This window comes from Methylosinus sp. is20ea (assembly GCF_059718135.1).
In genome coordinates, this window is sequence record NZ_AP046088.1 from 1,392,574 (window position 1) to 1,411,304 (window position 18,731).

General features: G+C 66.9%; 15 protein-coding genes. 4 read left to right on the top strand and 11 right to left on the bottom strand.

The window, feature by feature from the left end:
* Positions 1–195: 195 nt before the first annotated feature.
* Positions 196–1,848, bottom strand: a complete 1,653-nt coding sequence (gene ettA, locus AC6IY7_RS06400) for an energy-dependent translational throttle protein EttA (RefSeq protein ID WP_497782235.1) — start codon at positions 1,846–1,848, stop codon at positions 196–198.
* Positions 1,849–2,056: 208 nt separating this feature from the next.
* Here ettA and AC6IY7_RS06405 point away from each other — a divergent pair, with 208 nt between their 5' ends.
* The 4 genes from AC6IY7_RS06405 to ppa all read left to right on the top strand — a co-directional run bounded on the left by AC6IY7_RS06405 (position 2,057) and on the right by ppa (position 5,366).
* A complete protein-coding gene (locus tag AC6IY7_RS06405; protein ID WP_497782236.1) occupies positions 2,057–3,046 on the top strand; it encodes an NAD-dependent epimerase/dehydratase family protein in 990 nt (329 codons plus the stop codon).
* A 250-nt stretch (positions 3,047–3,296) separates the two neighbouring features.
* Positions 3,297–4,169, top strand: a complete 873-nt coding sequence (uppP, locus tag AC6IY7_RS06410) for an undecaprenyl-diphosphatase UppP (protein ID WP_497782237.1) — start codon at positions 3,297–3,299, stop codon at positions 4,167–4,169.
* Between the two features lie 117 nt (positions 4,170–4,286).
* Positions 4,287–4,808: a GNAT family N-acetyltransferase gene (locus AC6IY7_RS06415; protein WP_497782238.1), complete on the top strand. Its 522-nt coding sequence runs from the start codon at positions 4,287–4,289 to the stop codon at positions 4,806–4,808.
* A 24-nt stretch (positions 4,809–4,832) separates the two neighbouring features.
* On the top strand, positions 4,833–5,366 hold the full coding sequence (gene ppa, locus AC6IY7_RS06420) for an inorganic diphosphatase (RefSeq protein WP_497782239.1): 534 nt from the start codon (positions 4,833–4,835) through the stop codon (positions 5,364–5,366).
* A gap of 78 nt (positions 5,367–5,444) precedes the next feature.
* Here the strand turns inward: ppa and AC6IY7_RS06425 are convergent, their stop codons facing one another.
* The 10 genes from AC6IY7_RS06425 to bcsA form a co-directional block, all read right to left on the bottom strand.
* Positions 5,445–5,828: a DUF1636 family protein gene (locus AC6IY7_RS06425; RefSeq protein ID WP_497782240.1), complete on the bottom strand. Its 384-nt coding sequence runs from the start codon at positions 5,826–5,828 to the stop codon at positions 5,445–5,447.
* A 17-nt stretch (positions 5,829–5,845) separates the two neighbouring features.
* On the bottom strand, positions 5,846–6,325 hold the full coding sequence (locus tag AC6IY7_RS06430; protein WP_497782241.1) for a hypothetical protein: 480 nt from the start codon (positions 6,323–6,325) through the stop codon (positions 5,846–5,848).
* Between the two features lie 95 nt (positions 6,326–6,420).
* Positions 6,421–7,122, bottom strand: a complete 702-nt coding sequence (locus AC6IY7_RS06435; protein ID WP_497782242.1) for a Crp/Fnr family transcriptional regulator — start codon at positions 7,120–7,122, stop codon at positions 6,421–6,423.
* Positions 7,123–7,435: 313 nt separating this feature from the next.
* Positions 7,436–8,137, bottom strand: coding sequence for a methionine biosynthesis protein MetW (metW, locus tag AC6IY7_RS06440; protein WP_497782243.1), 702 nt, complete (start codon positions 8,135–8,137; stop codon positions 7,436–7,438).
* Positions 8,134–9,306 (bottom strand): homoserine O-acetyltransferase MetX, encoded by a 1,173-nt coding sequence (metX, locus tag AC6IY7_RS06445; protein WP_497782794.1) that lies wholly within the window; start codon positions 9,304–9,306, stop codon positions 8,134–8,136. Before metX ends, metW begins: the two co-directional genes overlap by 4 nt.
* Before the next feature lie 125 nt (positions 9,307–9,431).
* Complete coding sequence (gene bcsN / locus AC6IY7_RS06450; RefSeq protein ID WP_497782244.1) at positions 9,432–10,406, bottom strand: cellulose biosynthesis protein BcsN; 975 nt, start codon at positions 10,404–10,406, stop codon at positions 9,432–9,434.
* A 19-nt stretch (positions 10,407–10,425) separates the two neighbouring features.
* Complete coding sequence (locus AC6IY7_RS06455) at positions 10,426–12,531, bottom strand: hypothetical protein (protein ID WP_497782245.1); 2,106 nt, start codon at positions 12,529–12,531, stop codon at positions 10,426–10,428.
* Positions 12,516–13,652 (bottom strand): family 8 glycosyl hydrolase, encoded by a 1,137-nt coding sequence (locus AC6IY7_RS06460; RefSeq protein ID WP_497782246.1) that lies wholly within the window; start codon positions 13,650–13,652, stop codon positions 12,516–12,518. Before AC6IY7_RS06460 ends, AC6IY7_RS06455 begins: the two co-directional genes overlap by 16 nt.
* Entirely contained in the window at positions 13,649–16,318 is a 2,670-nt protein-coding gene (locus AC6IY7_RS06465; RefSeq protein WP_497782247.1) for a cellulose biosynthesis cyclic di-GMP-binding regulatory protein BcsB, read from the bottom strand. The genes AC6IY7_RS06460 and AC6IY7_RS06465 overlap by 4 nt, the downstream gene beginning before the upstream one ends.
* Before the next feature lie 61 nt (positions 16,319–16,379).
* Positions 16,380–18,704, bottom strand: a complete 2,325-nt coding sequence (gene bcsA, locus AC6IY7_RS06470; RefSeq protein WP_497782248.1) for a UDP-forming cellulose synthase catalytic subunit — start codon at positions 18,702–18,704, stop codon at positions 16,380–16,382.
* Positions 18,705–18,731 lie beyond the last annotated feature (27 nt).

An 18,731-nucleotide genomic window follows, 5' to 3' on the forward strand; every position in this document is an offset into this window, starting at 1 on the left:
GCGTCGGGCGGGTTTGTGGCAGGGCCCGGAGAGGTCGCCGGAACTTCGACATCACGCCAACCATCCGAGAAGCCGCGGCGTGTTGGCGTGGATGGCCGGGACAAGCCCGGCCAAGACGTCGTGGGGGCGAGGATATGTGCGTTCGATAGCCCGCTGCGTGGGAGAGGGCCGGGGAGGGGGCGCGGCGCGCCCTGCTCAGCGCGAGAATTTCTTATATTTCAGCCGATGCGGAACCACGCTGTCGAGGCCGAGGCGACGCTTCTTGTCCTCCTCGTAATCGGCGAAATTGCCCTCGAACCATTCGACGTGGGACTCGCCCTCGAAGGCGAGAATATGCGTCGCTATGCGGTCGAGGAAGAAGCGATCATGCGAGATCACCACGGCGCAGCCGGCGAAATCGTCGAGCGCCTCTTCCAGCGCGCGCAGCGTGTCGACGTCGAGATCATTGGTCGGCTCGTCGAGCAGCAGAACATTGGCGCCCTGCTTCAATATTTTGGCGAGATGCACGCGGTTGCGCTCGCCGCCCGAGAGGCCGCCGACCTTCTTCTGCTGATCGGAGCCCTTGAAGTTGAAGGCGCCGCAATAGGCGCGCGAATTGATCTCGCGCTTGCCGAGATAGATGATGTCATTGCCGGCGGAAATCTCTTCCCAGACGGTCTTCTTGTCGTCGAGCGCGTCGCGCGACTGATCGACATAGCCGAGCTGCACGCTCTCGCCGACGGTGATGGAGCCATTGTCCGGCGTCTCCTGGCCGGTGATCATGCGGAACAAGGTCGTCTTGCCGGCGCCGTTCGGGCCGATCACGCCGACGATGCCGCCCGGCGGCAGCTTGAAGGAGAGATCGTCGATCAGGAGACGATCGGCGAAGCCCTTCGACAAATGATCGAAGGCGATGACATTGTCGCCGAGGCGCTCGGCCACCGGAATGACGATCTGCGCGGTCGTCGGCGCCTTCTCGTTCTGCTTGGCGACGAGATCCTCATAGCGCTGAATGCGCGCCTTGGACTTGGCCTGCCGCGCCTTGGGCGAGGAGGCGATCCACTCGCTCTCCATCTCGAGGGCGCGCTGGCGGGCCTTGTCCTCGCTGCTCTCCTGGGCGAGGCGCTTCTGCTTCTGCCTCAGCCAGGTCGAGTAATTGCCCTCGTAGGGAATGCCGCGGCCGCGATCGAGCTCGAGAATCCAGCCCGTCACATTGTCCAGGAAGTAGCGGTCATGGGTGACGATCAGTATCGCGCCCGGATAATTGCGCAAATGGCCCTCGAGCCAGTTCACCGTCTCGGCGTCGAGATGGTTGGTCGGCTCGTCGAGCAGCAGCATCTCCGGCTGCTCGAGCAGCAGGCGGCAGAGCGCCACGCGGCGCCGCTCGCCGCCCGAGAGCTTGGCGACGTCGGCGTCGTCGGCCGCGCAGCCGAGCGCCTCCATGGCCTGATCGACCTGGCTGTCGAGATCCCAGAGGCCCTTGGCCTCGATCTCGTCCTGCAGGCGGGTCATCTCGTCGGCGGTCTCGTCGGAGTAATTCACCGCGAGATCATTGTAGCGGTCGAGCACGGCCTTCTTATCGGCGACGCCGAGCATCACATTGCCGCGCACGTCGAGCTCGGGATCGAGCTGCGGCTCCTGCGGCAGATAGCCGACACGGGCGCCCTCGGCGACGAAGCCCTCGCCGGTGTACTCCTTGTCCATGCCGGCCATGATGCGAAGCAGCGTCGATTTGCCGGCGCCGTTGACGCCGAGCACGCCGATCTTCGCGTCCGGGTAGAAGGAGAGGTGGACGTTGTCGAGGACCTTCTTGCCGCCCGGATAGGTCTTGGTCAGACCCTTCATATGATAGATGAACTGCCGCGCCATGGGTGATCGGTTCCGCTCGAGGATAAAAGGCTCGGCGCGATGTTTAGCGCCTTTTGCGGCCAAGTGAAAAGCGTTTCGTCAGGCCGCGAAAGTTGACAGCGGCGCGCCTTTTCCGCAAGAGGGGGCGGGACGGCTCGCGCCCCCGCTAGGAGCGCTATCCGATCCGATCGATCGAACGATTATCGGAAAGCGCTCCAGGAGCGGTCGCATGCGCGTCTTCGTGACCGGCACGGCCGGTTTCATCGGCTTCCATCTCGCAAAGCGCCTGCTCGAGCTCGGCTACGAGGTCGACGGCTATGACGGCCTGACCCCCTATTACGACGTGACGCTGAAACAGGCGCGCCACGCCGAGCTCGCGCGTTTTCCCGGCTTTCGCGCCCATATCGCCATGCTCGAGGATATGGCGGCGCTGACCCGCGCGGTGGAGACGGCGGAGCCCGAGATCATCGTCCATCTGGCCGCGCAGGCGGGCGTTCGCTACAGCCTCGAGAATCCGCGCGCCTATGTCGACGCCAATCTCGTCGGCGGCTTCAATGTGCTGGAGATCGCCCGCGCCCGCGCGGTTCGCCATCTGCTGATGGCCTCGACCAGCTCCGTCTATGGCGGCAATCAGAATGTTCCCTTCCTCGAGAGCGAGCGCGCCGATTTTCCGCTGACGCTCTATGCGGCGACGAAAAAAGCCAATGAGGCGATGGCGCATTCCTATGCGCATCTGTGGCGCATTCCGACGACCATGTTCCGCTTCTTCACCGTCTACGGCCCCTGGGGCCGGCCGGATATGGCGCTGTTCAAATTCGTCGACGCGATCGAGAAGGGGCAGCCGATCGACATCTACAATCACGGCAAGATGCAGCGTGATTTCACCTATGTCGGCGATCTCGTCGAGGCGATCTCGCGCCTGCTGGACCGCGCGCCGGAGATCGGCGCCGATGACTCCGTCTCGCCGGTGGCTCCCTTCCGCATCGTCAATATCGGGCGCGGCGAGCCTGTGGGGCTACTCGATTTCGTCGAGGCGATCGAACGCAAGCTGGGCAAGACGGCGATCCGCAATTATCTCGACATGCAGAAGGGCGACGCGCCCCGCACTTTCGCCGATTGCTCGCTGCTGGAGCGCCTCACCTCCTATCGGCCGCAGACTTCGGTCGAGGACGGCGTCTCGGCCTTTGTCGACTGGTATCGCGATTATTACGGCCGGTGATCGGGCCGGACCCCGCGCGAGCGACGACGAGCCCGCGGCCGGCGCCCGCCGAAATCCTGTGACGCAACGCCGACGCGCCGGGCGAGCCCTGGCGCTCGGCCGCACAGAGGCCGAGAGCGACTTCTTTCGACGGCTCGCTCGCGTCCTAGGTTGATCGTTAACCATCTGTCTGAGACAAGGCCATAACCGCCGCGCGGGGGGCGATTCGCCCCGAGGGCGCGGCCGCGGGCCTCGTTTCGGAGAGCGCTTCATGGCCTTGGCTTGCACTTCAGGTCTCGACACCGGCTTCGTCGAGCTCGGCTATGCGAAAGTGGCGGCGCTCGGCGTCGTGCAGGGCATCACCGAGCTCCTCCCCATCTCCTCCACCGCCCATATGCGCATCGTGCCGGCGCTGCTCGGCTGGAAGGACCCCGGCTCGGCCTTCTCGGCCGCCATGCAGCTCGCCGCGCTCGCTGCGGTGGTCAGCTATTTCTGGAAGGATATTCGCGAGATCGCCTTCGGCTCCGTTCGCGCCCTCGCCAGGCGCGATTTCAGCGACTGGTATTTCCGCTTCGTCGTCTGGATCGTCCTCGCGACGATACCGATCGGCCTCGCCGGAATCGCGCTCTCGGGCGTGCTCAACGCCTGCGGCTCGCCGCTGCGGACCCTGCCGGTCATCGGCATCTCCTGCCTCGTCATGGCGGCGCTGCTCGCCATCGCCGAGCTCTATTGCAACCACTCCCGCACGCTGGAGCATGTGAGCCTGAAGGACGCGCTGGTCGTCGGCTTCGCCCAGGTGGGCGCGCTGGTGCCGGGCGTCTCGCGCTCCGGCTCGACCTTGACCGCGGCGCTGTTCTTGGACCTCAAGCGCGAGCAGGCGGCGCAATTCTCCTTCCTGCTCGGCCTGCCGGCGATCACCCTCGCCGGCCTGAAAGAGCTCTACGAATTGCATAAGGCGCAACTCGACGCGCATGGCTGGTCGGTGCTGGCCGTCGGCCTCGTGGTCGCCTCCATTTCGGCCTTCGCCGCGATCTGGGGGCTGATGCGCTTTCTGGAGCGATTCTCGACTTGGCCCTTCGTCGCCTACCGCGCCTTCATCGGCGTGGTTCTGCTCGTCGGCTGGACCACCGGCCTATTGTCTTGAGGCCAAAGGGGGCAGGCGCCGATCTCCCCGTTTCGGCGCCGCGATCTTTTATTTTTGTTCGCTTTGTCGGCGCCCGGCTCTTGCCCAAACAGGCCCTCGAGACCTAACATCGGGGCCATGGTCGAGACCGCCACCCTCATTCGCCACGCTGGACCCGGCGACGCCGAGGCGATCACCCATGTGCACGACGCCTCCTGGCGGGACGCCTATCGCGGCGTCATTCCGGGCGGCGAGCTCGAGCGCATGATCGCGCGTCGCGGGCCGCAATGGTGGGCGCGGGCGATCGTGCGCGGCAGCGGCATTCTCGTCCTGGAATTCGGACGGGAAGTCGTCGGCTATGTCACCTATGGACGCAATCGCGTCCCCTCCATGCCTTACTCGGGCGAGATTTTCGAGATATACCTGCTGCCGGAATATCAGGGCCTCGGCTTCGGCCGACGCCTGTTCAACGCCGCCAGGCAGGAGCTCGCCGAGCACGGCTATCTCTCCACCGTGGTCTGGGCCTTGGCCGACAATGACAAGGCGCTCGCCTTCTATCGCCGGCTCGGCGGCCTGACCATACGCCGCGCGGAAGAGCGCTTCGGCGACGACATGCTGACGCGCGTCGCCTTCGGATTCGTCTCCGCGCCAGTCCGCTGAACTACCCCCTCCAGGAGTTATGAAATGCGTCTCGACGCCATTGAAATCGGCGCCAATCCTCCATTCGAAGTCAATGTCGTGATCGAGGTGCCGCTCGGCGGCGAGCCGATCAAATATGAGCTGGACAAAGCCTCGGGAACACTCGTCGTCGACCGTTTCCTCTATACGTCCATGCGCTATCCCGGCAATTACGGCTTCATTCCCCACACTCTGTCGGAGGATGGCGACCCCTGCGATGTGCTGGTCGCCAATACGCGGCCGATCGCGCCCGGCGCGCTCATCGCGGTGCGCCCGATCGGCGTCCTCTATATGCGCGACGAGGCCGGCGGCGACGAGAAGATCATCGCCGTGCCGGCGCCCAAGCTGACCAAGCGCTACGACAAGGTGCAGACCTACACCGATCTGCCCGAGATCACGACGCGGCAGATCGAGCATTTCTTCGCCCATTACAAGGACCTCGAGCCCGGCAAATGGGTCGAGGCGGCCGGCTGGGGCGACGCCGAGGCGGCGCGCAAGATCATCAATGAGGCGATCGAGCGCGCGAAGAAGGGCGAGTAGAAGACAGCGAGTAGCGAGTAGCGAGTAGCGAATAGTTTTTGCTACTCGCTATTCGCTATCTCGCTATTCGCTACTCACTCACCCCCTCGGCGCCGGCGGCGTGCGCGACACGACGCCCTTGCGCATGGCCTCGGGCCGATCCTTCTTCGGCACGAGGCCATTCTCCGAGGCCGTATAGCGACGCGCCGCTTCGACGAGATCGTCGACATGGACAGCATTGTCGAAATCGCCCAGCACATAGGTCCATTTGCCGCGCGCGGCGATGGCGACTGTGCAGGGGCGCGAGCAGACGCCGAGACATTCCACCGGCTCGGCCGCGACGATCGCGCGATCCTCCGGGGTCAGACGCGCGTCGAACGCCTCCAGCAGCGCCTGGCCGGGACGCGCTTCGGGATCGTCCTTGCCGCGGCAAACAGTGCACACATAAACTGTTGTCTGGACCGTCGTTTCCGGCTGGCTCAACTGACCTCCTCGGCCGCTCACTTCGGCGGCTCGTATTTGCACTGCGCACCGCCGCCGGCCTTTTGCGCGATCTCGCCCGGATCGACCGTGCAGTCGAGAGCCGAGACCGCAGCATAAATCGTTCCGGCGGCGCCGTCCGGCGGAACGCCGACCTCGAGCAGCGTCGCGAATATCTCATGGGCGAGGCGGCCGGCGACTTGCGCCTTCTTCTCGCCGAAGGTCAATTCGCATGCGTGCTGCGTGATGTCCACATTGCTCGAACGGCAGCTGATCGCATCGACGACGACCTCGATGGTCTTGCCCTTGGGGAAAGGGATCGTGGCATGGCCGTCGGCGAGCTTGGCGAGCGCCGCCTTCTCGGCCGGCTTGACCGCCGGCGAATGCTTGCCGGCCAGCGCCGCCAGGGACAATGCGCCGGCTCCATCCGTCGTGGCGCCGGCGAGCGCGGCGCCATTGGCCGCGAGAATGAAAATGGCCGTCGAAAAAATCCGTTTCATGCGTAATTCCCCTTCGTCCGCGCGTCGCGCGCGAGCGGCGGAGAATCGCGTCATGCGAGGCCGAAATTAAGGCGAGCGCGCGGGCGGCTGGAGGCTCAGGCGAGCGCGCCGCGGCTCTCGATCAGATCGCGGCGCTCGGAGGGCAGACCGGGCTCGCGCTCGCCGCCGCAGCATTCGCTGGAGAGGCGCGCGACATTCTCGATGGTGACGTCCCGCGTCTCCGTGCGCACGCCGATCTCACGCAGCTTGGCGAAAGCGCGCGACAGCGTCTCCTGCTTCACGCCGAGCCGCGCGGCGATGAGCCGCTTGTCATAGGGCAGCCGCAGGCAGCAGGATTCGGCGTTCGGCGGGCACAGCGACAAGAGGAAACGCGCGAGCCGCTGCTCGGCGGTCTGCCCCTTGAGCGATTCGATCTCGCCGATGAGCCCGTTCAATTTGCGCGACGCCTCTTCGATCACCGCCATCGCGAGCGAGGGAGATTCGCGCAGCATGTAACGAAATCGCGGCGCGGACAGCTTCATCACATGCGCATGTCCGACCGCTTCCGCGCCGATGCGATAGCTCTCGCCGTCCGGCGTCAGCGCCTCGTAGAGGCTTTCGCCGATATTGCAGATATTGATGAGAGTCTCGTCGCCGCAGGAGGCGGTGCGCGTCAATTTCACGAAGCCGTCGAGCACGATCGCCACATAGAGCGCGCGATCGCCCTGACGAAAAATCGTCTGTCCATCTTCGAATTGTTCTAATTTCGCGTCGCGCGTCAACCGTTGCATCGACTGCGCATCGACAGTCGCGAACATCGGCACGTCCCGAAGAGACGGCGGCTCCAACATTAGCGCGCTCCCGCGGTCGCCGACGATTTTTGCGCAAATCGGCGCGTGTCCGTCGGTCATTGCGGGCAATCTATCGCGAAGCTTCCCCTTGGGAAAGCCGTCGCTCCCGGACAGGAGGTCGCACGAGGCGCGTCTAAGACACGCTCGAGCGCAGGCGAAAAGCAGCGCTCGGCCTTGAATTTCCATATCTTTCGTAAATCTCGCGGCGGCGCGGCGGCGAATGCGCGCTCGTCGCCTCCGCAGTATTACGCAGCCGCCGAGCGCCGCCGAATTCAATCGCCTAAGTATTTTTCGCAGCAAAAGACGATATTTTTTTCGGCGGATCGCGCTCGAGCAGGAAGATCGCCTGCGCGCCGAACAGGTTCCACACCCACCAGGGCGCGTTCACGCGGATCGGCGCGCCAGCGTGATCGAGCGCGGCGCCGCGCTCTATATGCGCCCCCAGCGCTTCCACGAGATCGACGAAATCCCTGATCGTGCAGAGATGTATGTTGGGCGTGTCGTACCAGGCGTGCGCCAGAGTGGTGGTCTGCGGCATGCGGCCTTTGGCCAGCAGCGACAGGCGCACTTTCCAATGGCCGAAATTGGGGAAGGACACGATCGCCCGCCGGCCGATGCGCAGCATGTCGACGAGCACCTGCCGCGGGTGATGCGTCGCCTGCAAGGTCTGCGAGAGAATCACATAGTCGAATCCGTCGGTCGGATAGTCGCGCAGATCGGTGTCGGCGTCGCCTTGAATGACCGACAGGCCCTTGGCGACGCAATCATTGACGCCGCGCTGCGACAATTCCACGCCGCGTCCGTCGACCTGCTTGGTCTCGGCCAGCAATTGCAGCAGCGCGCCATCGCCGCAGCCGACGTCGAGCACGCGGCTGCCGGGCGCGACCATCGCCGCGACGGCGGCGAGATCGAGGCGGACCGAGCGCGCCTGCGCGCTCTGCGGACGCGCCTGCTCGCTCTGCGGAAAGGAGGGGGCGTTCATCGGCTCGAACCTCCCGAGACCCGCGGCAGGCCGCGCGCCGCCGCGGCGGCTTCGAGAAAGCCGCGCGTCGTCGCGATGAAATCCGGCTCATAGACGAGAAACGCGTCATGGCCCTTGTCGCTGTCGATCTCGACGAAGGAGACCGAGGCGCCGCCGGCGTTGAGCGCATGCATGATGGCGCGCGAGGCGGAGGTCGGATAGAGCCAATCGGTGTTGAAGGAGACGACGCAAAAACGCGTCTTGGTTCCCTTGAACGCCTGCGCCAGCGAGCCGCCGTAATCGGCCGCGAGATCGAAGTAATCGCAGGCGCGCGTGACATAGAGATAGGAATTGGCGTCGAAACGGTCGACGAAGGCCATGCCCTGATGACGCAGATAATTCTCGATCTGGAAATCGGCGTCGAAGGAGAAGGTGGGCGCGGCGCGGTCCTGCAGCTTGCGGCCGAATTTGCGTTGCAGCGCCGGCTCCGAGAGATAGGTGATATGCGCGGCCATGCGCGCGACGGCGAGGCCTTTCTCCGGCCTTATCCCATATTCGAGATAGCGCCCGCCGCGCCAGTCGGGATCGGCCATCACCGCCTGACGGCCGACCTCGTGAAACGCGATATTCTGCGACGAATGCTTGGGCGCGGTGGCGATCGGCATGGCCGAGAACACGCGCTCGGGATAACTCGCCGCCCATTGCAGAACCTGCATGCCGCCCATCGAGCCGCCGGCGACGCAGAACAGCGTGTCTATGCCCAGATGATCGATCAGCATCGCCTGGGCGCGCACCATGTCGTGAATGGTGACGACCGGAAAATCGAGCCCATAGGCGCGGCCGGTCGCGGGATTGATCGAGGACGGACCCGATGTGCCGAGGCAACCGCCGACGACATTGGAGCTGACGATGAAAAATCGCTCCGTGTCGAAGGGCTTGCCGGGACCGACCATCACATCCCACCAGCCCGGCTTGCCGGTCAGCGGATGCACATTGGCGGCGTGCTGGTCGCCGGTCAGCGCATGGCATAGCAAAATGGCGTTGGAGCGCTGGGCGTTCAATTCGCCATAGGTCTGATAGGCGATCGTCAAAGGCGCGACGCAGCCGCCTCCGTCGGTGAGGAGCGGCTGGTCCAGCGGGAACTCGACGATGCGCCCATTGAGCGGGTCCGAAGAGGACAACGTCTCTATGGCAGGAAGCGCATTGGCCAAATTCTTCTCTCCTGTTCGATATGCCGAACATTTTGTTCGGCAGCATCGACGGCCGAGGGGAGAGTGTCAAGGCCTCGGGCGTCAGGGTCCTGGGCGATCGACCCTCACCGCGCCGTTGGCTTGGGCGGCCCGGCGAACGCCTGGGGCGGCAGCGCCGGATCGAGGCGGACCGAGGCCGCGCGGGCCTCTATGGGCCTCGCCGGCTCGCTATAGCGACGAACCTCGGTCGTCGTCTCCTCGTGGCGATGGGCGGGCCGCGCCCTGACCTTATGGGCGAACGGCCGCTTCGTCGGAGCGGCGATGCTCGCCACCGTTCCCGGCGCCGCGAGCCGGTCGCCGGCGGCGGGCGTCGGGGCCGGAGCGTCGACGCCGTTGCGCGCGGCTTCGACGACGCGCTCCACATTGGCGGCCTCGGTGGCGCGCAGCCGCGAGAACCAATCGGCGAGCTGCTGCTCGGCGACGCCCTTGCGGCACAGGCGCAACCGGATCGAGGCCGGGATCTCGTCGCCGCGGACGATCGTCGTGGCGGCGGCCTCGGGGCGGGCGACGGCGCGCAGATCGTCGACCCATTGCCAGGCGAAGGCGCAGCGCGTCCCTTCCGGCCCCGGCCCCACAGCGAGGCCGAAGGGGCCGAGCTCATTGCGCAGCGGCTTGGCGAGGATACGCATGCGCGTCGTCGGGAAGCGCATCGCCAGCTCCTGACGCACCCCCTCCTCGGTCGGCCTGCCCATCGGGATCTCGCCCTCGCGGCCGCTCCCCGCCGGGGCCACGCGCATGTCGATCGTCAGCTCGTTCCAGCCCTTGCCCATCAAAGCGCGGTCGAGCGCGACGCTCTGGCGCCAGCCATTGGCGTAGCGGCGCTCCTCGAGGCCGCCGCGCACGCGCGCCTCGGCGGGCAGCGCCAGAATGGAGGCGGCGCCGCTGCGCGCCTCGACGCCCTGCGCCGCCGGCGGGCCGGCGGTGGCGCCGGTCGGCGTCGGATCGACGGCGAGAACGCCGCGCGTCGGCATGGTCGAGCAGGCGGAGAGGCCGAGCGCCAAAATCAGCAGCGGCGGCGAATGTCTCGAAAAATGTCTCATGACGCAATCTCCGAAAGGATCAACGGGTCTGGCTCTGCTTGGCCGACGGGAGGGAGAGCATAGCGGCGAGGTCCGGCGGCGGCGGCGCGGCGCCGTAACGGTTGCGGGGCGCCATGGCGGTCGCGACATGCTCGGCCGCGCTGGCCGAGAGCTTGGTGGCGGCGTCGGCCTTCTGCTGGCCGATCCAGGCCGGATCGGCCTCCTGATTGGCCCATTGCGTGCCGAGCGGCGCGACCTGCTCGGAGGCCGGCGGCCAAGTCGCGAGATCGACGGCGTTCCAACCCGGCGAGAGAATGAACCCATAGCGCTCGGACGGCATCGGGCCGACGCCCGGCACGCGCCGCGCCACCAGCGGCGCCTTGCCGGGCGCCGGCTCCGGCCGCAGGCCGACGGGCGCGGCGACCGCGATCGGCGCCGGCGGCGCGAAGGCCGAGCGCGCGGCGACGACCGAGGACAAAGGCGCGAAGCGCAGCGGATTTTCCGCCGTGACGGCGATCGGGAATTTGCCGCGCACAGCTTTCAGCACGCGGTCGCGATCCTGCGTCTGCGCGGCCAGCTTGGCGGCGTCCGGCGTCGTCGTCTCCTTCTTCTCGACCTCGACGCGTAGCCGATCGCGCTCCGCCGCGAGCGCCGGGCCCGCCGGCCCCGGGACGATATAGCCGGCCATTTTCACCGCCGGCCCATGCGCCTTGGCGGCGACGCGCGAGTCGCAAGGGAAGGGCGGATGATAATAATCATCCGCGAACAACAGCTCGACGACCTTCGGAAACAGGCCGTCATAGCGGTTGATGAGCTCCAGCGCCTCCTTGTCCTTGCGCAAGCGCTTGAGCGTCAGCACATAGCCATAGACGGTCGCCTCTTTCGGGAACCAGGCGACCGCGCGCTCGAACCAGAAACGCGCGACGTCGAACTGGCAGGAATTATAGGCGTACCAGCCGAGGCCCTGCGCGCCCTCGCCCGAGGCCGATTCGATCGTCACCGCCGCATAGCGGGCGAGCCGCGCCGGCTCGACATAGGCCGGCGTCTCCTGCGTGAGATCGCGCTCGAGCAGGTCGAGAAAAAGGATGCCATTGTTCACCAGCGGCGCGCGCCAGGCGTAGGAGACCTCCTCCGCCTCGCGCCGCAGATCGAGCGCGCGCAGCGTATGGGCGAGGCCATGCGCGATCATCGCGTCGCCGCCATTCTCGATCGCCGCCTTGAAGGATTCGAGCGCGGCGCGGAAATCGCGGCGCTTATATTGCAGCCAGGCGACGAGGCCGAGCTGCTGCGGCGCGCGCGTCAGTCTGGCGAAGCTCTCGAAGCGCTGCAGCTCGTCGGCGGAAATCTCGTCCTTGCGCTCGTCGCGCAGCACGGCGACGATGCGCGCGCGGGTGATGTCTATGGCGACGGGGACGAATTCGTCATCCGGCCCTTTGGAGGTCTTGCGCGCCTCGACGAGCAGCGCCTCGACATCGCTCATATGCAGCGTGGCCATCGCCTTCTGCATGGTGGCGAGGCGCAGATGCTTGTCCTCGTTGGAGGCGAAGATCGCCTTATAGACGTCGGCGGCCTCATTGATCTGGCCGGTGCGCGCGAAGGCCTCGGCGATCGCCCATTGCGCCTCGACATCGGCGTTGGCCGCGAAATAGCGGCTGTCGCGCGCGAAGGAGGCGATGTCGAGCCAGCGCCCCTCGCGCCAGAAGGCGAAGATCGTATTGCGCTGCTCCTTTTGCTCGAGCTTGCGCAACAGATCCTCGGAGGGGCGCCAGCCGGGCATGTCCTTGCGGCGCGCCGCGATCGTCTCGTGCAATTCGTCGAGCTTGTCGGCCGAGAAGAGCTCCCAAAGCCCCGCCTCGTCTATGTCGCCGCGGCGCGGACCGTAGAGATCGGCCGGCGGCTCGAAATTGGGATAGAGACGGCGCAGCCGCGAGAATTCGGCGCGAACGCGCGCGCGCTGATCGAGCGCCGCGTAATAGCGCAGAGCGAGATCGTCGGGCTTCTCGCGCTCGGCGGATGGAGCGTCGGCGCGGGCCGGCGCGACGAGGATGGATTGCGGCGCGGCGCCTTGAGCGCGGAGCGCGAAAGGGACCGCCGAGAGAGAGACGGCGCAGGCCGCGACGAGGAGGGCTCTCAATTGGTGAGACACGACGGATACCTCATTTGCGCCGCGAGCAGCGCCAACAGATGCAGAGTGGCGGGGTAATAGTCTTCATCGGCCTTGGGAGCGGCGAAGTCTGCGGGCAGCTTGGCGCCGTCGACGACGCAGCCGACCAGCGCGGCGATCGAGGCGATGCCCGCCCCGCCGAACTGGCCGACGTCATTGCCGGTCAAGACGTCGACGATCGGCGGCGCCGCCTTGGCGCGCTGCGCCCAGGCGAGGAAAGGCGCGTATTGGGCGCGCTCGCCGACGCCCGCCCAGGCGAGATAGAGCGGGATGCGCACGGCGTTATAGGCGAACTCCGGCGCGAAGCCTTCGGCCGGCCGCGCCCGCCAGCCTTCGAGCGCGACCCAATCGGCGGGCAGGGCCTGCGGCGTCGGCCGCGTCGCCTCGAGCAGATCGAGGCCCGTCTGAGTGAGGCCCGCCCAATCCACCTCCGGCGCGACGCTGTCCAGCCGCGCAAAGGCCGGGAAGACGTAATAGGAGAGATTGACCACCGGTCCGTCGGAGCGGTCCGAGGCGTTGAAGCCGGCGACCGCCGGCAGCAGCAGCGCGCCGATCTTCGTCTTGAACAGCACCACTTTGCGCGACAGCTCCACGGCGATGCGCCGCCCCGCCATGCGATAAGGCAGATCGTCCCAATGATCGGCCGCTTCCGCCAGCGCCCAAGCGATCAGCAGATCGCCGTCCGAAGCATTGTTCATATCGCCGACGGCGGGTCGATGCTGCGGATCGAAGCGCCAGGCGACGAGCTCGTCGTTGCGCACCATGAGATTGGCGCGCGTCCAGCCCCATAGGCGATCGAAGGTTGCGCGATCATTGGCGGCGACGGCGAGCAGCATGGCGTAGCCCTGCCCCTCGCTATGGCTGACCTGATCATTGGCCGTGTCGATGACGCGGCCCTGCTCGGCGATGAAGCGCTTCTTATAGGCTGTCCAGGCGTCGGGCGCCTTGAGCGCGCCGCCGAGCTTCATCTTATGCGCGTCGAGCGAGAGCGGGACGCCGATCGCCGCGGCGATCTCGGCGAGAGGCTCCGCGCGCGGCGCCGTCGGCGCCGAGGCGACCGCGAGGCCGAGAGCGGCGAGGGCCGCGAGGGACAGAATTCTCATCGCGAGCTCCTTCCGATATTGCGCGTCAGCCAGCGCGTCGAAGCGGCGAAGAGCGCCGCGGCGAGAATGGCGAGGCCGACATAGACGCCGGGATGCAGCGACATCCAGCCGGCGGCGATGAGCCTGAGATTGCCGAAAGAAAGCGGACGCGTGACGATGAAGCGCGGACTGTCGGCCGCGGTCGCCGCAATGGAAGCATTGGTCATGTCGAGCATGGCCAGCTGGCCCTGCACGCGGCGCGTGACGCGCGGATCGACGAGACAGGCGGAGGCTTCCGCCAGCGTCGCGGCGTTGGGCGCGGTGACGATGGTCCAGACGTCCTTGGCCGTGTCGCCGGTGATCGTCTGGCTCATCGCCAGCGAGGCGTGCTGCGTGGCGGCGCGGTCGGCCGCCTCCGCCTCGAAGCCGGCGCGCAACCATTGCGCCGCATCGGCGACGCGCGCGGCGCTCCAGGCGCCCGCGACGCGCAGCCGCTCGACGACGCCATAGCCCCAGCGCCCCTCGCGGCGCAGATCGTCGCGCCAGGCCTCGAGCAGATCCTGCTCGCCCTCGCCGCGCTCTATGCTTCGCCGCACCGAGCCGACGGGCGCGAAATCGAGGCGCTCCGGCTCGCCGGCCGGCGCCGCGGTCGCGGGCATGGCCTGGGCGGTGATCGTCTTGTCGAGCATCATGCGCGGCGCGTAGCAGGCCATGGGGAAATTGCGCTGCAACACGAAGCGATTGCGCGCGGCGATCTCGAGCTGCGAGAGACGCTTCTCCGAGGCCTTGCGGCGATCGGCGGTCAGATGCGGACCCCAGGCCTCGCGCAGCATGTCCGCCGGCATGTCGAGACGCTGCAGCAGCGCGGCGTCGAACGAATCGAGCGGCGCCACGGCGAGCGTCGGCCCCTGGCCCTCGCCCGGCGGCGTATCGACGATCTCGAAATCGATCGGCTTGCCGGCGGCGATGGCGAAATGCGCGACGATCGTCGCCGCCGCGCCGACCGCGTCGGAATCGAGCGAGGGCATATAGAGCTTCGGCCGCCCTTTGGAGCCGGCGTAAGGGAAACCGCCACTCGCCGTCACCGCCAGATCGGGCATTCGCGCGATGCGCGCGATCGGCGGCAGCTCGATCTCCGTCTCGTCGAGGAACAGGAAGCGCTTGGCCGCGCGCAGCGAGGCGAGCGGATCGCAATCGGCGTCCTGGCTCGTCGGCACATGCGCCTCGATCTCGATGCGATTGAGGCCTGGCTTGAGAAAGCCGAGCGGCAGCGGCAGCGGATTGTCGCGGAACACCTCGCCCGAGGCTTTCAAGAGATTGAGGCTGACCGCCGTGCGCTCGTCGACCTTGACGACGATCTGCGCATTGGAGTCGAGCCCGGCCGCATAGCCGCCGGCGAGGCGCAGCAGCGCATTGCCGTAATCCGCCGCATAGAAATCCGGCGGCATGACGATGTTGAAGGCGGCGCGATAGAGATGGCCGGTGAACTCCTCGCTGGCGACGCCGAGATCGCGCAGCTTCACCTTGCGGCCGCCATCGAGCCGATAGCCGGGAAAAGCGGCGGTGGCGCGCAATCCCTGCGGCGAGCCCTTGGGCGCCGGCGAGACGAGCAGGCGGCGGATCGCCTCGTCGACCTGCGCCGAGGTCGCGCCCGTCACGACGATGCTGGCGCGCCGTCCGGGCGCCGCCGGCAGCACGAAAGCGCGCGGCTCGTCGATCGGGCCGGCGCGCGAGAGATCGACTCTGCCGGCGAGCTCGGCGACCGCGCCGACGAAGAGATTGGCGCCATAGCGCCCGCCGGCCGCGGGGCCCGCGTCGACGACGGGCTGCTCGAAACGCCCGGCCAGCGAGATCGCCTGCGCCGCGCGCAACATGCGCTCGATCTCGAAGGGGCGCGCATTGGCGCCGAGCACGGCGCGGATCGGCAGCGCGCCCTGCTCGTCCGGCGGCAGCGCGCCGAGATCGGCGAGGCTGGCGACTCCGGCGTCGTCCTCCGGCAGCACGAGGCCCGTCTCGGTCGGATCGATCTGCGTCCACAATTCGTAAGTGGCCTCGAGCGAGCAATCGACGCGATGGCGCTGGCTCGTCGAGAGCCGCACCGAGTTGAAGCCCGGCCGCATCACGCCCGGCGGAATGTCGAAGACGATGGTCTCGACCTCCTGCACCGCGCGGATCGGCGTGTCGCCGATCGTCTGATCATTGATCGTCAGCGTCAGCGCCGAGGCTTCCGGCATCACCGACACGGCGGCGAGATAGCCGACGCGAAATTGCAGCCGACGCGACGCCTGCGCCTCGGTGACATAGATCGGCCATTCCGAGGCGCCGATCTCGCCGGCGAGGCGATAGCCCTGAATATTATTGGTGAGATGCCGCAGCATCGCGCCGGCGATGGGCGGCCGCGGCGCCAGTGGAGGAGCCGCTACGGGCGCAGGCGATGGCGCGTGCGCCGGGACGGCGGCGGGCGTCGCGGGAATCTCGACGGCGGCGACCTCGCGAGACGGCGCGCGTGCGGCGAAATGCGCGGGGACGATCGGCTGGAGGCCGGAGACGGACGGCCTCGGCCTGTCGAATTTCAAACGGAACAGCTGCTCTTGCGGCGCCGTCGTGAAGATCGCCTGGGCAAAGGCCGCGATCGGCGTCAGCGCCGTCGTGGTCGCGAGCAGAGCGGCGAGGACTCGGAACTGCATCTTGGCACTCATTTTTTTCGAGAATGTCTTGTTTTTCGAGAATGTCTTGCGAGCGAGAGGATCAGATTTTCTCATCGGTGGAGGAGCGCTTGCGCTCTATGGCGGGCGGCCTTCTCTCCTGCGTCGAACTGCTTTCCTGCGCCGGGACTCTTTCCTGCGCCGGCGCTCGCAGACGCGGCTGGCGACGGCCGATGAGGGTGGAGAGATCGGCGAAGGGCGGCGGCTCGCGCAGCGAGGGATCGCCGGCGCGCGGGCGCAGATAGGCGAAGGCGCGCAAAGGCTCGATCGCGCCCCACCAGAGAAACTGCACCGTGCCGGCGACAATGCCCTTGTGCTTGCGGCGCGCGGCGAGGAAGCGCTCGAGCGCGGAGGCGTCGCCATACATGAGATCGGCGAGCGCGAGATAATCCTGCGGCTGCGAAAGCGCGAAGGCGACGGCGCGGCGTCCGTCCGGCGCGACGCTCACGATGCGCGCGGCGAGGCTCGGGCGGCGCGCGGCGTCGACGCAGGAGTCGATGAAGAGACGCCCCTCCGAGAGCTTCGCGGCGGCGAGCGCCTCGGCGTCGGCGTCTGTCGCGGCGCGCAGGCGGCAGCCGCCGGCCGAGACCTCCTCTATGGCGACGCGAATATGCGCCTCGCCGAGAGTCAGCGCCCCGCGACGCTCTACGGCAAGATGGGGATGCGTCTCGCGACGGCGACGCTCCGCCACGGCGCCGAGCGCGACGCCGGCGGTGACGAGATTGAACATGTTCCACAGGCCGACGAAGAACATCAGCTGGCGCACGCCCGGCTCGGCGACGCAACGATAGACGGCGACGACGGCGGCGAGCGCGAGCAATCCATAGATGGCGAAGAAGGGCCAGGCGAATTCGGAGAGGCGATCCTGCGTCGGCGCCGAGCCTTTGGCGGTCACCTCGAAGGACGGGCTGCGCGGCCGCAGAAAGACCGAGACGATCGCCTTGGACAGGAACACGCCCTGGCAATATTCATAGAGTTCCGACACCCAGGGCCAGCGCACCTTGCCGAAGAGATAATTCTGCAGCATCGCATTCACGACGACATAGGTCGCGGTATAGGCGATCGCCTCTTCTATGTTGGAGACGAAGATCTTCACGTCGAAGAGGATGAAGGCGAGCGGCGCCAGCATGAAGACGAGACGCGGGAAGGGAAAGAACCAGAAGCTCATGCTCGACAGATAGCCGAGCCGCTGCAAGGGCTCGAGGCCGTGCTTCAGCAGCGGATTGCGCAGCAGGAAGATTTGCAGCATGCCCTGACACCAGCGCACGCGCTGGCCGATGAAGGCGGCGAAAGTCTCCGGCTGCAATCCAGCGACGAGCGGCTTGTCGACATAGACGCTGGTCCAGCCGCGCGCATGCAGCTCCAGCGCCGTCTCGCAATCCTCGGTGACGGAGACGCCGGAGAAGCCGCCGGCCTCATCCAGCGCGGCGCGGCGCAGCAGCGCAGCCGAGCCGCAGAAGAAGGCGGCGTTCCATTTGTCGAGCCCACGCTGCGTGACGCCATAGAACATCTCGTTCTCGGAGGGCATGCGGCGGAAGGTGCGCAGATTCTGCTCGATCGGATCGGGATTGAGGAAGACATGCGGCGTCTGCACCAGAAAGAGCCGATCATCCTCGAAGAAATAGCCGATCGTCTCGCGCAGGAAGGAGCGGAAGGGCGCGTGATCGGCGTCCAGCACGACGACGATATCGCCGCAGACATGCTCGAGCGCGGCGTTGAGATTGCCGGCCTTGGCGTGCTCGTTACGCTCTCTCGTGAGATAATAGCAGCCGAGCGCATCGCAGAGCTCTTGCAGAGCGGCGCGGCGCGCGCGGGCGCGCTCGGCGATCTGCGGATCGGGATGCGCGCATTTTTGATCCGTGCCGCCGTCGTCGAGCAGGAAGACATTCAGACGATCGGCGGGATAATCCATGGATTTCGCCGCCGCGAGAGTCGTCGCGAGAATGGCGGCGTCCTCGTCATAGCTCGGCACCAGCACGTCGACGACCGGCAGCGCCTCGTCCTCGATCTGCGGCGCCGGCTCGCGCGTCAGCGGCTCGGCGTTGACGACGAGCGTGAGGAACAGCATCGCCACGCAATAGAGCTCGGCGGCGAGCAATATGGAGCCGCAGGTGAGGCCGACCGGATCGGAGAGCGGCGGCAGAGTGGAGGTGACGCGCCAATAGACATAGCGCAGCACCACGAACAGCGCGAGCGCGATGAACAGCTGGCGCGATTCCGGGCCGCGCGCGAATTTCCACAGCGCCGCGAGCAGGAAGATGACGGCGAGACTGGTGACGAGCTGCGCCTGCACGCTGACCGGCTGCGTGGCGAGAGCGACGGCGACGGCGCCGAACAGGAGAAAAGCGAGAAAGCGCAAGGTCGACATGGCGACGCCTTCGATAAAGGACGAATG

What these genes read in the sequence shown, in the direction of transcription:
- ettA (WP_497782235.1), bottom strand. Translation starts at nt 1,848, where the DNA reads ATGGCGCGGCAGTTCATCTATCATATGAAGGGTCTGACCAAGACCTAT.
- AC6IY7_RS06405 (WP_497782236.1), top strand. Translation starts at nt 2,057, where the DNA reads ATGCGCGTCTTCGTGACCGGCACGGCCGGTTTCATCGGCTTCCATCTC.
- uppP (WP_497782237.1), top strand. Translation starts at nt 3,297, where the DNA reads ATGGCCTTGGCTTGCACTTCAGGTCTCGACACCGGCTTCGTCGAGCTC.
- AC6IY7_RS06415 (WP_497782238.1), top strand. Translation starts at nt 4,287, where the DNA reads ATGGTCGAGACCGCCACCCTCATTCGCCACGCTGGACCCGGCGACGCC.
- ppa (WP_497782239.1), top strand. Translation starts at nt 4,833, where the DNA reads ATGCGTCTCGACGCCATTGAAATCGGCGCCAATCCTCCATTCGAAGTC.
- AC6IY7_RS06430 (WP_497782241.1), bottom strand. Translation starts at nt 6,325, where the DNA reads ATGAAACGGATTTTTTCGACGGCCATTTTCATTCTCGCGGCCAATGGC.
- AC6IY7_RS06435 (WP_497782242.1), bottom strand. Translation starts at nt 7,122, where the DNA reads ATGTTCGCGACTGTCGATGCGCAGTCGATGCAACGGTTGACGCGCGAC.
- metW (WP_497782243.1), bottom strand. Translation starts at nt 8,137, where the DNA reads ATGAACGCCCCCTCCTTTCCGCAGAGCGAGCAGGCGCGTCCGCAGAGC.
- bcsN (WP_497782244.1), bottom strand. Translation starts at nt 10,406, where the DNA reads ATGAGACATTTTTCGAGACATTCGCCGCCGCTGCTGATTTTGGCGCTC.
- AC6IY7_RS06460 (WP_497782246.1), bottom strand. Translation starts at nt 13,652, where the DNA reads ATGAGAATTCTGTCCCTCGCGGCCCTCGCCGCTCTCGGCCTCGCGGTC.
- AC6IY7_RS06465 (WP_497782247.1), bottom strand. Translation starts at nt 16,318, where the DNA reads ATGCAGTTCCGAGTCCTCGCCGCTCTGCTCGCGACCACGACGGCGCTG.
- bcsA (WP_497782248.1), bottom strand. Translation starts at nt 18,704, where the DNA reads ATGTCGACCTTGCGCTTTCTCGCTTTTCTCCTGTTCGGCGCCGTCGCC.